Origin of the sequence: Arthrobacter sp. NPDC056727, from assembly GCF_042790555.1 — a bacterium.
Classification (GTDB): Bacteria; Actinomycetota; Actinomycetes; order Actinomycetales; family Micrococcaceae; genus Arthrobacter.
Genome location: NZ_JBHTZA010000015.1, coordinates 1 through 12,962, shown reverse-complemented (window position 1 = coordinate 12,962; position 12,962 = coordinate 1). Strand labels below are relative to the sequence as shown.

General features: G+C 66.8%; 17 protein-coding genes. 9 read left to right on the top strand and 8 right to left on the bottom strand.

The annotated features are described in order from the left end of the window. Positions 1-7: 7 nt before the first annotated feature. Entirely contained in the window at positions 8-796 is a 789-nt protein-coding gene (locus ACFRAH_RS15515; protein WP_377991800.1) for a sulfite exporter TauE/SafE family protein, read from the bottom strand. Positions 797-814: 18 nt separating this feature from the next. After that, positions 815-1,600, bottom strand: a complete 786-nt coding sequence (locus ACFRAH_RS15510) for an ABC transporter ATP-binding protein (RefSeq protein ID WP_377991799.1) — start codon at positions 1,598-1,600, stop codon at positions 815-817. A gap of 91 nt (positions 1,601-1,691) precedes the next feature. Here ACFRAH_RS15510 and ACFRAH_RS15505 point away from each other — a divergent pair, with 91 nt between their 5' ends. Both ACFRAH_RS15505 and ACFRAH_RS15500 read left to right on the top strand, forming a co-directional pair. After that, complete coding sequence (locus tag ACFRAH_RS15505; RefSeq protein WP_377991798.1) at positions 1,692-2,054, top strand: ArsR/SmtB family transcription factor; 363 nt, start codon at positions 1,692-1,694, stop codon at positions 2,052-2,054. Beyond that, positions 2,051-3,208 (top strand): cation diffusion facilitator family transporter, encoded by a 1,158-nt coding sequence (locus tag ACFRAH_RS15500; protein ID WP_377991797.1) that lies wholly within the window; start codon positions 2,051-2,053, stop codon positions 3,206-3,208. The genes ACFRAH_RS15505 and ACFRAH_RS15500 overlap by 4 nt, the downstream gene beginning before the upstream one ends. 12 nt (positions 3,209-3,220) lie before the next feature. On the opposite strand, the gene ACFRAH_RS15495 is transcribed toward ACFRAH_RS15500, so the two are convergent. Next, positions 3,221-3,751 (bottom strand): CGNR zinc finger domain-containing protein, encoded by a 531-nt coding sequence (locus tag ACFRAH_RS15495; RefSeq protein ID WP_377991796.1) that lies wholly within the window; start codon positions 3,749-3,751, stop codon positions 3,221-3,223. 115 nt (positions 3,752-3,866) lie between these two features. Between ACFRAH_RS15495 and ACFRAH_RS15490 the strand changes: the two genes are divergently transcribed. Then, on the top strand, positions 3,867-5,084 hold the full coding sequence (locus ACFRAH_RS15490; protein ID WP_377991795.1) for an MFS transporter: 1,218 nt from the start codon (positions 3,867-3,869) through the stop codon (positions 5,082-5,084). Here the strand turns inward: ACFRAH_RS15490 and ACFRAH_RS15485 are convergent. Further along, positions 5,061-5,834 (bottom strand): phosphatase PAP2 family protein, encoded by a 774-nt coding sequence (locus ACFRAH_RS15485; protein ID WP_377991794.1) that lies wholly within the window; start codon positions 5,832-5,834, stop codon positions 5,061-5,063. The two genes, ACFRAH_RS15490 and ACFRAH_RS15485, sit on opposite strands and share 24 nt — an antisense overlap. Before the next feature lie 116 nt (positions 5,835-5,950). Between ACFRAH_RS15485 and serB the strand changes: the two genes are divergently transcribed. Continuing rightward, a complete protein-coding gene (gene serB / locus ACFRAH_RS15480; RefSeq protein ID WP_377991793.1) occupies positions 5,951-6,856 on the top strand; it encodes a phosphoserine phosphatase SerB in 906 nt (301 codons plus the stop codon). Between the two features lie 97 nt (positions 6,857-6,953). Here the strand turns inward: serB and ACFRAH_RS15475 are convergent, their stop codons facing one another. Further along, entirely contained in the window at positions 6,954-7,814 is an 861-nt protein-coding gene (locus ACFRAH_RS15475; protein WP_377991792.1) for a VOC family protein, read from the bottom strand. Here ACFRAH_RS15475 and ACFRAH_RS15470 point away from each other — a divergent pair. Beyond that, positions 7,813-7,953: a hypothetical protein gene (locus ACFRAH_RS15470; protein ID WP_377991791.1), complete on the top strand. Its 141-nt coding sequence runs from the start codon at positions 7,813-7,815 to the stop codon at positions 7,951-7,953. The genes ACFRAH_RS15475 and ACFRAH_RS15470 overlap by 2 nt on opposite strands. 52 nt (positions 7,954-8,005) lie before the next feature. On the opposite strand, the gene ACFRAH_RS15465 is transcribed toward ACFRAH_RS15470, so the two are convergent. Both ACFRAH_RS15465 and fabG read right to left on the bottom strand, forming a co-directional pair. Then, positions 8,006-8,758, bottom strand: coding sequence for an SDR family oxidoreductase (locus ACFRAH_RS15465; protein ID WP_377991790.1), 753 nt, complete (start codon positions 8,756-8,758; stop codon positions 8,006-8,008). A 177-nt stretch (positions 8,759-8,935) separates the two neighbouring features. Further along, on the bottom strand, positions 8,936-9,661 hold the full coding sequence (fabG, locus tag ACFRAH_RS15460; protein WP_377991789.1) for a 3-oxoacyl-ACP reductase FabG: 726 nt from the start codon (positions 9,659-9,661) through the stop codon (positions 8,936-8,938). 118 nt (positions 9,662-9,779) lie between these two features. On the opposite strand from fabG, the gene ACFRAH_RS15455 reads away from it, so the two are divergent. Genes ACFRAH_RS15455 through ACFRAH_RS15440 form a run of 4 tightly spaced genes read left to right on the top strand, consistent with a single transcriptional unit; the run spans position 9,780 to position 11,861 of the window. Next, positions 9,780-10,247: a DUF3099 domain-containing protein gene (locus tag ACFRAH_RS15455; protein WP_377991788.1), complete on the top strand. Its 468-nt coding sequence runs from the start codon at positions 9,780-9,782 to the stop codon at positions 10,245-10,247. Next, entirely contained in the window at positions 10,244-10,504 is a 261-nt protein-coding gene (locus ACFRAH_RS15450; RefSeq protein WP_377991787.1) for a hypothetical protein, read from the top strand. Before ACFRAH_RS15455 ends, ACFRAH_RS15450 begins: the two co-directional genes overlap by 4 nt. Beyond that, the gene (locus tag ACFRAH_RS15445) at positions 10,505-11,377 is read left to right on the top strand and encodes an SURF1 family protein (protein WP_377991786.1); all 873 of its coding nucleotides are present in this window, start codon (positions 10,505-10,507) and stop codon (positions 11,375-11,377) included. A 16-nt stretch (positions 11,378-11,393) separates the two neighbouring features. Further along, the gene (locus tag ACFRAH_RS15440) at positions 11,394-11,861 is read left to right on the top strand and encodes a YbaK/EbsC family protein (RefSeq protein ID WP_377991785.1); all 468 of its coding nucleotides are present in this window, start codon (positions 11,394-11,396) and stop codon (positions 11,859-11,861) included. 66 nt (positions 11,862-11,927) lie between these two features. Here the strand turns inward: ACFRAH_RS15440 and ACFRAH_RS15435 are convergent, their stop codons facing one another. Beyond that, entirely contained in the window at positions 11,928-12,506 is a 579-nt protein-coding gene (locus ACFRAH_RS15435) for a dihydrofolate reductase family protein (protein ID WP_377991784.1), read from the bottom strand. Between the last annotated feature and the right edge of the window lie 456 nt (positions 12,507-12,962).

The following is a 12,962-nucleotide window of genomic DNA, read 5'->3' as shown; positions in this document are numbered from 1 at the left end:
TTTCTGGTCATCCTTTAAGCAGGTTGGCAACCATGAAGCCGAGCGCCACCAGGCCGAGGGCAAAGATCACGCCGCGCAGAACCGGCGGAGAGAGCCGGCGTCCCACCTTGGAGCCAACAAGTCCGCCGATGAGCGAGCTGACCGCGATGATGGCCACCACTGTCCAGTTGATGCGGTCGAAGGCGAACAGCAGGTAGGAGGCGGCTGCGATCAGGTTGACGCCCAGCACCAGGATATTCTTCATGGCGTTGGCGTTCTGGATGGTGCCGGTCATGAAGACGCCGAGGATGCCCACCAGCAGGATGCCCTGGGCAGCGACGAAGTAGCCGCCGTACACCCCGGCCAGGTAAACCAGCACCACCAGCAGGATGCCGTGGTGCCTGTCCCGCAGCGCGTGCTCGGGGTTTTCCTCGCGGTTCCGCACCCACCGCTGGAGCCGGGGCTGGAACACCACCATCAGCAGGGCCAGGACAATAAGCGCCGGCGCTGCATAGTGGAAAACCTTCTCCGGCAGGTGGAGCAGGAGCCAGGCCCCGCTGATGCCGCCCAGCAGGGACGCGGGCAGCAGCCGCAGCAGCTGGCGGCCGCGGCCCTTCAGCTCGCGGCGGTAACCCCAAGCACCCGCCGCGCCACCTGCGACGAGACCCATGGCATTGCTCATGGAGGCCGTCACCGGTGCGATGCCCAGGGCGATCAGCACCGGAAAGGTGACGAGGGTTCCGGATCCGACAACGCTGTTGATGGTGCCGGCCCAGAGGCCGGCGAAGAACACAAGTATGCCGCTGAAAAACTCCACGCTGTGCCGGCCGCTCCGCTAGCGGCGGGCGGTTGCCGTGTAACGGCCGGCGTTCACCGAGACGTCCAGGGGCAGGCCGAACGTCTCGCTCAGGTTGCCCGAGGTGAGGACTTCGTCGACCGGGCCGGCAGCCACCACTTCGCCGTCGCGCATGAGCATGGCGTGGGTGAAGCCCGGCGGGACCTCTTCGAGGTGGTGCGTAACCAGCACGATCGCCGGGGCGTCCTCGTCCAGGGCCAGCTGGCTGAGCCGGTGCACGAGGTCCTCGCGGCCGCCAAGGTCCAGGCCGGCGGCGGGCTCGTCCAGCAGCAGGAGTTCGGGGTCGGTCATGAGGGCCCTGGCGATCTGCACGCGCTTGCGCTCACCCTCGGAGAGGGTGGAGAACTTGCGGTTCAGGAGCGGGCCCATCCCCCAGTCGTTCAGCAGGGCGAAGGCGCGGCGCTCGTCATCCTTTTCGTAGCCTTCGCGCCAGCGGCCGGTCACCCCGTAGGCGGCAGTGACCACGACGTTGAGCACCGTCTCGTACTCGGGGATCTGGTTGGCCAGGGCGGCCGAGGAGAGGCCGATCCGTGGCCGCAGTTCGAAAACGTCAACCTTGCCCAGACTTTCGTCCAGGATCCCGGCCATGCCACTGGTGGGGTGGAGCCGTGCCGCGGCAATCTGCAGAAGAGTGGTCTTGCCGGCGCCGTTGGGGCCGAGGATGACCCACCGCTCGCCTTCCCTGACCTGCCAGTCCACCTTGCTCAGGAGCGTTTTGGCTCCACGCACAACGCTGACGGCGGCCATTTCAAGAACATCACTCATAGAAGTAGACACTAGGACAAAACACGGTGCGACTGATAACCGGTAACGCCCGTCGACGGCGGCGCGTTCCTCTTTATGACATTATATGCGTATGAACGCAGATAAGCAGTCTTGCAGACTCGACGTCGACAGCCAGTACGTGGAGCTCGCGGTGGAGATCTTCGCCATGCTGGCAGACGCCACGAGGGTGCGGATCATCCTGGCCCTGCGCGACGGTGAGATGGCGGTGGGGGCTTTGGCTGAGGCGGTTGGTAAGTCGCCGGCGGCCGTGTCACAGCACTTGGCCAAAATGCGGCTGGCCCGCATGGTTTCCACCCGCCAGGACGGCACCAGGGTCCTGTACCGGCTCGAGAACGAGCATGCACGCCAGCTTGTCGCGGATGCGATCTTCCAGGCCGAGCATGCGCTCGGCGGACAGCCGGCCCACCACCGCATGAAGGGAACGGCATCATGAGTGACCGGACGCAGACCACCGGGCTGCCGGCAGGCGGAAACACCCCCGGCCGCGACGGGCACGGCCAGCCGCACGATGAGCATGATCATGGGCACGGCCATGATCACCGTGACCATGATCACGGCCACGAAGGCCACGACCACGGTCATGGGCATGAGCATTCTCACGATCACGGACATACGCATCACAAGGGGCTGAAGGGCTGGTTTTACGAACTGTTTGTCCCACACACCCATGACGCGGCCGACTCGGTCGACGACGCCCTGGAAGCAAGTTCACAGGGCATCCGGGCAGTGAAGGTCAGCCTGTTCATGCTGCTCGGGACGACCGTCCTGCAGTTCCTGGTGGTCCTGGTGAGCGGTTCGGTCGCCCTGCTGGCGGACACCATTCACAACTTCTCCGACGCCTTGACCGCCGTTCCCCTGTGGGTGGCGTTCATCCTGGGACGCCGTGCGGCCACCCGCCGCTACACCTACGGCTTCGGCAGGGCCGAGGACATGGCAGGGCTGTTCATTGTCGCCGTGGTGGCATTGTCGGCGGTGGTGGCAGCCTGGCAGTCGGTGGACCGGCTCATCCACCCGCAGGCCCTCCAGAATCTGGGCTGGGTCGTGGCCGCAGGGCTGATTGGCTTTGCCGGAAATGAGGCCGTGGCGATCTACCGTATCCGGATCGGCCGCCGGATCGGATCGGCTGCACTGGTGGCCGACGGTGTTCATGCGCGGATGGACGGTTTCACGTCCCTGGCCGTGGTTCTTGGCGCCGGCGGCGTCATGCTCGGATTCCCCCTGGCGGACCCGATTGTTGGCCTCCTGATCTCGGTGGCCATCATCATCCTGCTCTGGGGCACGGTCCGCAGCATCGGACGCAGGCTGATGGATGGGATCGAACCCGAACTCGTGGACCGTGCCCGCCGCGCCCTTGAACGCACTCCTGGTGTGACGGACGTAGGGCGCGTGCAGCTGCGGTGGGTGGGCCACCGCCTTAAGGGCGCGGCCACCATCGCCCTCGACGGGAACACCAGCCTTGTCCTGGCCGACCAGACCATGCACGAGGCCAGGCACCGGCTGCGGCACGCCCTGCCCAAGCTCGACGAGATGGTGCTGGCGCCTACTGCTGCCAGTACCCGCGATGCTGCAAGTAGCCGCAAGCCCTAGCTTGAGCGCGCCCTAGCTTGGGCGAGCGCGGCCGCGGTAGCGCCGGACGGCGTCGGCGTTGCCGCACCGGGCCGAGCAGTACGTCCGGTTTCCGCCGCGGCTGGTGTCGGCGAAGACCCGGCTGCAGTCCCGCCAGGCGCAGACCCCCAGCCGTTCGCCGGCTGCCTCGGTCATGAAGATGGCCAGGCCGCCGGCGGTGACCGCACGTACCCTTTCCACCAGCGTTTCGCTGGCGTCCGCAAAATGAAGGTGCGGGAGCATGTCGTCGTGGGTGGTCAGGAAGACGCGCCGCACACCCGCCGCCAGCAGGTCGTTGACCGCTGCGCAGCGGGCCTCCTGGTCCTCCGCGGCGAAGACCGACTGCAGCCGCACGGCCCACTCCCGCAGCTCGGCCCGGTATTCGGGGGTGATCCTGGGCGAGCGGAACATGTGGCTTGTCAGAAGTTCCTGCAGCACGTCACTGTCCCAGGAGCCGTCGCCCAGCATGTTGACGAAGGCTTCCGCCAGCCGCACGCCGTGCATGTTGTCATGGTTGAACTGCATAAACCCATGACATCACAGTTGTCTTGTGGAGATCTTCACAACGAGCATCTGTCCGAGGGGACCACAGAACTTGACCAGTACCGCCGAAGCAACCCGTTCCACCCAGCGCCGAATCGTGCGCACTTTGTCCGTCGCGCAGATTTTCTCCGGACTGGGCAACGGCTCAACCCTCGTCCTGGGCTCCATCCTGGCGGTTGACCTGTCCGGCTCCGAAGCGTGGGCCGGGTCCGTGAACACCGCCCTCACCCTGGGCACCGCGTTCACAGCGATTCCGCTGTCCCGGCTTGCCCTTCAGCGGGGACGCCGCGTGGCCCTTACCACCGGGCTGGCCGCGGCGATCGCCGGCACCTTCCTGATGGTCACGGCCGTGACCACGGAACTGTTTGTGCTCCTGCTCGGCGGGGCCTTCCTGGTGGGCCTGGCCTCGGCGGTGAACCTGCAGGCCCGCTTTGCCGCCACCGACCTGGCCGAGCCGGCCCGCCGGGGGCGGGACCTGTCCTTGGTGGTCTGGGCGATCACCATCGGCGCTGTCGCCGGGCCCAACATGGTGGCCCCGGGTGCCGTCCTGGCAGGCTGGCTGTACATTCCCCCGGCTGCGGGGCCCTTCCTGATTTCGGCGCTGGGAATGGTGGTTGGCGCTGGCATCGTGGCGCTGGCCCTGCGCCCGGACCCACTCCTCGCGCGGCGCGCGCTCGACGGCGGGAACCCACTGCCCGGCGCGCAGCGCTCTGGCACGTGGCGGGAGGGGCTGCGGATCGTACGGCAGCACCCCAGCGCGCGCGGGGCGGTGATCGCGGTCATCGCGGCCCACGCCGTGATGGTCGCCGTGATGTCCATGACGCCGCTGCACATGCAGCACCACGCCGGACACACTGCGGGAAACGCCGACACCATCGCGCTCATCGGCCTGACTATCTCCCTGCACATCGCGGGGATGTACGCCCTCTCGCCGCTGATGGGTGTCCTTACCGACCGCCTCGGGCCGCGCACTGCCGCCCTTGCCGGGCTGCTTACTCTGCTCGCTGCGGTGGCACTGACCGGGCTGGCGTCGCAGAACATGGGCTCGGTTACTGTCGGGCTTATCCTGCTTGGGCTGGGCTGGTCGGCCACCACGGTTGCCGGTTCAACACTGCTCGTCGCCACGCTCACACCCGCTGAACGCGTGCCCGTCCAAGGCTTTTCGGACGCCACCATGTCCCTGGCCGGTGCGGTGGGAAGCGCGCTGGCAGGGCCGGTGATGGGCCTGACGGGCTACTCCGGCATCAGCGCCTTTGCAGCGGCAGTAGTAGCCGCGGCAGGGGTGGCATTGCTACGCCTGCGTTTCCGGAGCTGACGGATCGGCAACCGCCGAACTGCGCGGGGCCCTGCTTTCGGGCCCCTTGCGCCGAGGCCTTGCGGGGGCGTGCCGGGCTGCGTCCGTGAACACCGCTACGGCTGCTACCGCGAGTGCCACGCCGCAGGAGGCCACGACGTCGGTGAGCCAGTGGTAGCCCAGATACAGCCGGCTTATGCCAACCACCGCCGTAAGTGCAAAGGCCGCGCAGAACCCAAGCACCGCCGTCGTACGCGTTCCGGACCGTGACAGGACGAGGTAGGCGAGCACGACGGCAAACACGCCGATCCCCACCGTGTGACCCGAGGGGAATGAGAGCGCGTCGTCCGGGCCGAGCAGGAAGTCTGAAGTTGGCGGACGCGACCGGCTGACGAACTGTTTGATGAGCATTGTCAGCACCACCGCCAGCACCATCGCCCCCATGAGCACTGCGGGGCGCCACAGCTCGCGTTTCCAGGCTGCCCACACCAGGGCGAACGCCGCGCCGACGAAACTCAGCACTTCCGGCGCAGTCACGGCAGACAGCGCTGCCAGCAGCGCGGTGGCAGCAGGATTGCGCGAATCCACCAGCAAGCTGTGCACGGGACCGTCCATTGCCGCCAGCCCCGAGTCGGACTGGACGGCCGCGAACATGAGCCAGAAAACCGCGTCACCAGCCACAAGGAGAGCCCCGGCCCAGCAGAAAAGTACCTGCTGGGACGCCCTCAGCAAGGGCGTCGGGCGCAGGCGGGCAGTCAGGGCAGAGATCATCGGGCCATTCTGCCCCACCGGTCTCCGGGCTGGCCGGACGTTTGCTGGGAGCCGGCTGTAAGCGGTCCCGGGCAACGGATTCGGGAGGCGCCGCTGCGCTCGATAAGATTGCAGGCATGACTTCGAACGTGACTGCGGTCAGCTATGGCCTGAAACTGTCCCCCTCGGAACCGGAAATCCTGCGGTCCCTGCTGGCGGACTCCGGCGCCACCTTCGGGGAAGCCTCCAGCGCAGGCGACGGACGATTTGAGGTCTGCACCGTGGACTTCTCCGTGCCTTCGGCGTCCTCCGCAGACATCGCCGGCCTGCGGCACGCGATTGCCGCCGCGAAGGAGAACGCGGACCGGGCCGGAGTGGATACCGCCGTCGTGCCCGCCGAGCTGCGGAACGCGGAGCGCAAGCTGCTCATCATGGACGTCGATTCCACCCTCATCCAGCAGGAGGTCATCGAACTCCTTGCCGCCTACGCCGGCAAGCGCGACGAAGTCGCCGCCGTCACGGAGGCTGCGATGCGCGGCGAACTCGACTTCGCGCAAAGCCTGCACGCCCGCGTGGCCGTCCTCGCGGGACTGCCTGCCGACGTCGTCGATTCCGTCCGCGCGGAAGTGAAGTTGAGCGAGGGAGCCGCCGAACTGGTCGCGGCGTTCAAGGCCGCAGGCCATGCCGTGGCGGTGGTGTCCGGCGGTTTCAACCAGATCCTGCGCCCGATCGCCGAGGACCTTGGTATGGACTACTGGATCGCCAACGAGCTGGAAATCGTGGACGGCGTCCTGACCGGCAAGGTTCTCGGCGCCGTGATCGACCGTGCAGCCAAGGAAAAGTACCTTCGCGAATGGGCCGCCGCCGAGGGCATCGCACTGGAGCACACCATCGCGGTGGGCGACGGAGCCAACGACCTCGACATGCTCGGCGCCGCGGGCATCGGCGTGGCCTTCAATGCCAAGCCCGCCGTCCGAGCCGTGGCTGACGCCGCCGTCAACATGCCGTACCTCGACGCGGTCCGGCACATCGCCGGCGTCTAAAAGTTATCTGAAGGCACCGCTATCTGAAGGCACCGCGTCTGAATAGCCGGAACACGCCCGGCCGGAACACGCCCGGCCGGAGCAGGCCGGGCAGGAGCTAGAAGTCCGACGGCGGCGTGAACTGGCTCGCTGTAAAGACAGCGCCGCCGGGATCCCGGATCAGCGCGGTGCGCGTCCACATGGTGTCGTCCTGTCCCAGGACGTGGCCGCCGAGGCGTTCTGCCTCCCGGACCGCCTCGTCCCGGTCAGCGACGGTGAAGGTGACATGCCAGTGCGGCCGTTCGCCCGGCTGAGCAGGGGCAAGCCAACCAATTGCGTCCGCAAAACCTGTAGGGACGGCGTCCCCCGATTGCCTGGCCCTGATATTGGGGTCGACGGTGGCCTCCAGATGGTCGCCATATCCCGGGCGGCGGATCATGGTGCCGAAATCGAGGCGGTCGAACTGCCAGCCGAAGGCCCTGGCGTAGAAATCGGCAGCCGCATTCGTGTCCGCCGTGTGGAGGTCGCTGAAGTTCCAGCCGCCGGGCAGGTTGACGGCCTGGGCGCCCGGCCGCTCCCGGGGCTTCCAGATGCGGAACTCCACTCCCTCGGGGTCGGCCAGCACAGCCCGAACGCCGCCCGCTCCGGTATCGGCAGGAGCAGATTTCAGCGCTGCACCGGCGGAGAGCAGGTGGCGCACCGCGGTGTCTGCATCCTCCACCGCGATATACGTGTTCCATGCGGGCACGCCATGGATTCCGGTCCCCATTCCGGTGATGGCGCCCGTTTCCTGGCCGCCGAGCCGGGCGACTACGTAACTGCCGGCATCCCCGGGCGGTGCCGCACCGGCGTCGAACTCCCAGCCGAGCAATCCGCCGTAAAACCTCATGGCAGCTTCCACGTCGGGCTGTTGGGTGTCCACCCAGCACGGCACGCCGGCCGGGTAGGTCCGCGTCGGTACTGCTGCATCCTCTGCCATGGCTACGACCCTAAGCGTCCCGGGCCGCCCGGACAACGGCCTGGTCCGCCCAACTTGGGTTCCGGTGCAGGTGCCGGGCGCAGGAAAGGTTGTTGGGTACAGCGAAGGCCCGGCGCTGGTGCGCCGGGCCTTCGTGTAAGCGGCTTCGTATTAGGGATCCGCGGCAAGACCACGGACCGCTGCGTCGGTGACTACTCGGCGTTCTTGCCGAAGTAGTCCGCGCCGCCGGCGTATTCCGTGTGGCCGGACTCGACGTCGGCGGTGGCCATGCTGGCAACCACAGCGGCGAATTCCTCCACGGAATACAGCTTGCCGGCCTCGGCGCGGCGTGCCTCGATGGCGCCCGGGTTGGAGCGGTCAAGCAGGGTGGCGGTCACGGTGCCCTCGATCATGTCGCCGGAGACGACCACCAGGGAGATGCCCTTCTCGGCGAGGTTCGGGAGCAGTTCGCGCAGGGCGTCCTCGCCGGCGCGCTTGCTGCGGGCGACGGGCTCGTACTCGGGCATGGTGGGGACCGAGTTGATGAAGTGTGCCTGGTGGCTGGTCACGAACACCACGCGGGAGCCGTGCTTCATGAGGGGCACGGCGGCGTTGAGCATGTTGACCTGGGCGTCGCGGTTGAGCTTGAGGGCGTAGCCCTCCTCCATGCCCGTTTCCATGCCGCCGGAGGCGTTGAGGACCAGGACGTCGAGTGAACCGAAGTTTTCCATGGCGGCGCTGGCCAGAGCCTGCACGCCTTCGAGCGTGGTCAGGTCGGCTCCGACGGCGACGGCACGGCCGCCGTCGGCCTCGATGCCGGACACCACCTTGTTGGCGCGCGGCGCCTTCTGGCGGTAGTTAACGACGACGGCGGCGCCCTCGCCGGCGAGGATCTTGGCAACTTCGGCGCCGATGCCGCGCGAAGAACCGGTGACGATGGCTGTCTTGTTGTCCAGCTGTCCCATGTGGGCTCCCTTGTCTAAAAACTTGTCTAAAAGCTTGTCTAAGTTTTGTTCGAAACGTCTAATAACTGATGGCCTGCAGTCCATCATGCCAGCGGGCACGCGGGTTTCCTTTGTCGAAACGCGACAAAGAAGCCGGCGGCCCGCCGTCGTGAAAGCAGGCCGGGATGTTCCGGGAGCCTAGTGACCCATGCCCAGGCCGCCGTCGACCGGAATGACGGCGCCGGAGATGTAGGCAGCCTCGTCGCTCGAGATCCAGCGCACCACGTTGGCCACCTCGGAGGCGTCAGCGAAGCGTCCGGCCGGGATGCTGGCCAGGTAATCCTTCTGCGTGGCCTCCGGCAGTTCGGCCGTCATGTCGGTGTTGATGAAGCCGGGCGCCACCACGTTCGCCGTGATTCCGCGCGAGCCGAGTTCGCGGGTCAGGGAACGGGCGATGCCCACGAGGCCTGCCTTCGAAGCGGAATAGTTGATCTGGCCCGGTGCGCCGTACAGGCCGGAGACGGAGGAGATGAGCACCACGCGACCCTTGCGCAGCCGGATCATGCCCTTCGAGGCGCGCTTGATGACGCGGAAGGCGCCGGTCAGGTTGGTGTCGATGACGGACGTGAAGTCGTCCTCGCTCATGCGCAGCAGCAACGTGTCCTTGGTGATGCCGGCGTTGGCAATCAGCACCTCGACGGGGCCGTGGGCCGCCTCGACCTCGGCGAACGCAGCGTCAATGGAGGCTTCGTCGGTCACGTCGGCCTTGACGCCCAGGACACCCTCCGGCAGCTTGGATTCGCTGCGGTAGGTCACGGCCACTTTGTCCCCGTTGGCCACGAATGCCTCCGCGATGGCCAGGCCGATGCCGCGGTTTCCGCCGGTGATAAGGACGCTGCGGGCCGTGGTTGCTGCTTCAGACATGTGTGCTCCGAATTTCCGCGGAGCATGGCTCCGCTGTGGTGGCTGGTTTTTGAACTGCCTCCGATCTTATCGTCCGATTGGGAGCCGCCTTCGGATGGTGAGAGAATTGGGGTAGCCATTGGAGCGTGATGAGACAGTCGTGATACCTGAACCCCAACCCGGACAGCAGACGCCCGGGAAGCGTGACTCCCCCGCCGGCCATCCGGAAGTAATCAGCATCACGGACGCCGCGGCAGCGCATTCCGAAGACATGCGGGAGCGCATGATCAAGTACGCCCTCGCCATGGGCATCCGCATGGTGTGCCTGATCCTGATTTTCGTGGTGGACGGCTGGTTCAAACTGGTTGCGGTGGCGGGCGCGGTTTTCCTGCCGTGGGTCGCGGTGGTGATCGCCAACGGTTCGGACAAGGCGGAGATCCACAGCGATGCGCTGCTGGACTACACGCCGTACGCTGAGCTCGGAGCGGGCGACGATTCCGGGACCGCGGCAAGCGACGGCACCGCGGCTGAACCAACGGTGCTCCAGGGCGAGCTCATTGCTGATGATGAAGAAGACGACGACGGCCGGGGACAGAAAGCTTCATGAACATTTTCAACCTGGGCGGCGGCAGCGGCGACCTTGCCGCGCCGGCTTCCGCGGCCACCTGCTCCCGCAAAGCCTGCCGGGCCGATGCGTCCTGGCAGCTCCTTTGGAACAATCCTAAGATTCACACGCCTGAGCGCCGCAAGGTGTGGCTGGCGTGCGACGACCATAAGGCGTGGCTGGAGGACTACCTGCAGACGCGCGGGCTCTGGAAGGAAACCGTGCCGCTCGAGGCGGCGGAACTGGGCGGGAACAGCTGAATGTACAAGTTCCTGTTTTCCAGCAAGTGGCTGGGTTACCTTTTGCTGGCCGCCATCTTTGCCACCGGCTGCGTGTTCCTGGGCCGCTGGCAGATGGACCGCCGGGCGGAGACTCTGGCGGAGATCCAGCGGGTCACGTCCAACTATTCGGCCACTCCCATCACGTTTGCCCAGGCCCGCCATGAGTTTGACGAGCTGAACCCGTCGCGGGAATGGACCCAGGTCAGGCTCCAGGGGACTTACGACGTCGACGGGCTGCGGATTGTCCGCAACCGGCCCCTTAACGGGCAGCCCGGGTACGAGGTGGTGATTCCGTTCAAGCTCGTGTCGGGCGAGACCGTGGTGATCGACCGCGGCTGGCTGCCGATCGGTAACAAGACTCCAGGCCGGCCGGACTCCATTCCGGCACCGCCGTCAGGGCAGATCACGGCAGTGGTGCGGCTCAAGCACAGCGAACCCACGCTGCAGCGCGGCGCGCCCGAGGGCCAGCTGGCCTCCATTGACCTGCCCACTTATGCGGCCGAGCTTGGCTATCCCCTCCTGACCGGCGCCTACGGGCAGCTCGCGTCTGAGACTCCGCCGGTGGCGGACATGCCGCAGCCGTTCCCCATGCCCTCGGTGGATGAGGGTACGCACCTTTCCTATTCGCTCCAGTGGTTCGCCTTTGGAATCCTGATGTTCGTGGCCTTTGGTTATGCGGCCCGGCAGCAGGCCCGCAACGCTGCCATGGATGCCGAGGACGCCGAGGCGGCGGGCGGCGAACTTCCCCACACTGCCGCGGGAGCCCGCCGTCGTCCGCCGGCACCACGGAAGCGCAAGAGGCCGACGGCCGAAGAAGAGGAAGACGCGATCCTGGATGCCCAGGGGTTCTGACGACAGGAGCACGGACATGCTTGCCGACCCGGTGGCCAACGTGCGCCGCGCCCTGACCGCCGCCGGCGCCCGCGACACAGTGACGGTTCTTCCCGGTGCGGTCCCGACGGCGGCTGCCGCGGCCGACGCGCTTGGCTGCGACGTCGCAGCGATCACGAACAGCCTGGTATTCGAAGTGGACGGCGCTCCCCTGCTGATCCTCGCCAGCGGCGCCGCGAAAGTCGACGTCCGGCTGGTCGCCTCCCAGCTGGGCACGGGAAGGATCCGCCGCGCGGCGCCGGACTTCGTGCTGCACCACACGGGCCAGGAAGTGGGCGGCGTGGCTCCCGTTGGGCACCCGGCCAAGATCCGCACGCTGCTGGACGCCTCGCTTGAAGACCACGCAACGCTCTGGGCCGGAGCCGGTGACCACCACTCGATGTTCTCGATCAGCTACGGCGAGCTGCAGCGCATCACGGACGCACACGTATTGCAGGTGCGGTAGGGGCGGGTTCAGTCCTGTTGCATGACCTGGGTTCAGACGTGCCTTGTTTTCAGGAGGGCACGGTTTTCAGGCGTGCAGGCGTGGCCGGTAGATGAGCTCCTGCGTGTGGCCGTCGAGCGTCCGGCTTTCGATCAGCTCGAGGTCGAAGTCGGCGGCACCGTGGAAGACCGGCTCCTCCCCTGTCTGGCCGGTGATCACAGGGAAGAGCGTCACTTGGACGCGGTCTACCAGGCCGGCGGCCATCAGTGCCCGGTTCATCGAGAGGCTGCCGTGGGAGCGCAGCGGCACGTCTGACTCTTCCTTGAGCCGGGCAACCACGTCCACTGCGTCGCCGCTCACGAGAGTCGCATCCGGCCAGTTGAGCGGTTCTTGGAGCGTTCGCGACACCACCGTTGCCGGCAGGCTGGTCATCCGTGTGACCCACGGGTCGCGGACCTCTGACTCGTTGCTGCTCGTGGCCAGCATCCGCGCGAACGCCCGGTACGTGTTGGCTCCAAAGACCATTCGCTGCTCCTCACCGTACAAGGCCAGTCGGCGCTCGAGCAGTTCAGGGCCTTGCTTGCCCCAGTAACCGCCCCAGTTTCCGCTGTGGGAGCCGAAGCCGTCGAGGCTGGAAAAGACGTCGAAGGTGTAGGTAACGGCCATGTTGCTCTCCTTGAGTCGGGTGATCGCGTTTGGAAGTGCAGATGTCACGGCGGGAAGAGCCTAGCGAGGGAAGCGGAGCCTGGCCAGCACGGTTTGTTAGTCCAACTGCGCCGTCCAGAAGCATCGCCGCCCTGGGATTGGCAACTGTCAGCCGCCAGCGCCGATGACCCACAGGTCGCAGTCCATTGGCGGGAGGGCGCGCTCGTTATTGCAACGCCGGTGAGTGCATCCGCTGGTGTCCGGCCCCATTGCGGGTCAGAGGGCGAGCTTTTTTGCGCCTGGCTCTGCGGTTCGTGACGGTGTCGCGGCCCGCGTCTGGGCCTGCCCTCGGCTGGCCCCGGAATTTCCCGTCGTCCACCAGTCATTCGCGGTGGGGTCGTGAGCGGAAGTATTGGTTGCGGCGGGGTTTTCGGTGGGGGTCGAGTTCTGGTGGGGGTTTGAACCAGGGGACTTCGT

Coding starts and splice junctions, on each gene's coding strand:
- ACFRAH_RS15510 (WP_377991799.1), bottom strand. CDS start 1,600: ATGAGTGATGTTCTTGAAATGGCCGCCGTCAGCGTTGTGCGTGGAGCC.
- ACFRAH_RS15505 (WP_377991798.1), top strand. CDS start 1,692: ATGAACGCAGATAAGCAGTCTTGCAGACTCGACGTCGACAGCCAGTAC.
- ACFRAH_RS15500 (WP_377991797.1), top strand. CDS start 2,051: ATGAGTGACCGGACGCAGACCACCGGGCTGCCGGCAGGCGGAAACACC.
- ACFRAH_RS15495 (WP_377991796.1), bottom strand. CDS start 3,751: ATGCAGTTCAACCATGACAACATGCACGGCGTGCGGCTGGCGGAAGCC.
- ACFRAH_RS15485 (WP_377991794.1), bottom strand. CDS start 5,834: ATGATCTCTGCCCTGACTGCCCGCCTGCGCCCGACGCCCTTGCTGAGG.
- serB (WP_377991793.1), top strand. CDS start 5,951: ATGACTTCGAACGTGACTGCGGTCAGCTATGGCCTGAAACTGTCCCCC.
- ACFRAH_RS15470 (WP_377991791.1), top strand. CDS start 7,813: ATGGCTACGACCCTAAGCGTCCCGGGCCGCCCGGACAACGGCCTGGTC.
- ACFRAH_RS15475 (WP_377991792.1), bottom strand. CDS start 7,814: ATGGCAGAGGATGCAGCAGTACCGACGCGGACCTACCCGGCCGGCGTG.
- ACFRAH_RS15465 (WP_377991790.1), bottom strand. CDS start 8,758: ATGGGACAGCTGGACAACAAGACAGCCATCGTCACCGGTTCTTCGCGC.
- fabG (WP_377991789.1), bottom strand. CDS start 9,661: ATGTCTGAAGCAGCAACCACGGCCCGCAGCGTCCTTATCACCGGCGGA.
- ACFRAH_RS15450 (WP_377991787.1), top strand. CDS start 10,244: ATGAACATTTTCAACCTGGGCGGCGGCAGCGGCGACCTTGCCGCGCCG.
- ACFRAH_RS15445 (WP_377991786.1), top strand. CDS start 10,505: ATGTACAAGTTCCTGTTTTCCAGCAAGTGGCTGGGTTACCTTTTGCTG.
- ACFRAH_RS15440 (WP_377991785.1), top strand. CDS start 11,394: ATGCTTGCCGACCCGGTGGCCAACGTGCGCCGCGCCCTGACCGCCGCC.
- ACFRAH_RS15435 (WP_377991784.1), bottom strand. CDS start 12,506: ATGGCCGTTACCTACACCTTCGACGTCTTTTCCAGCCTCGACGGCTTC.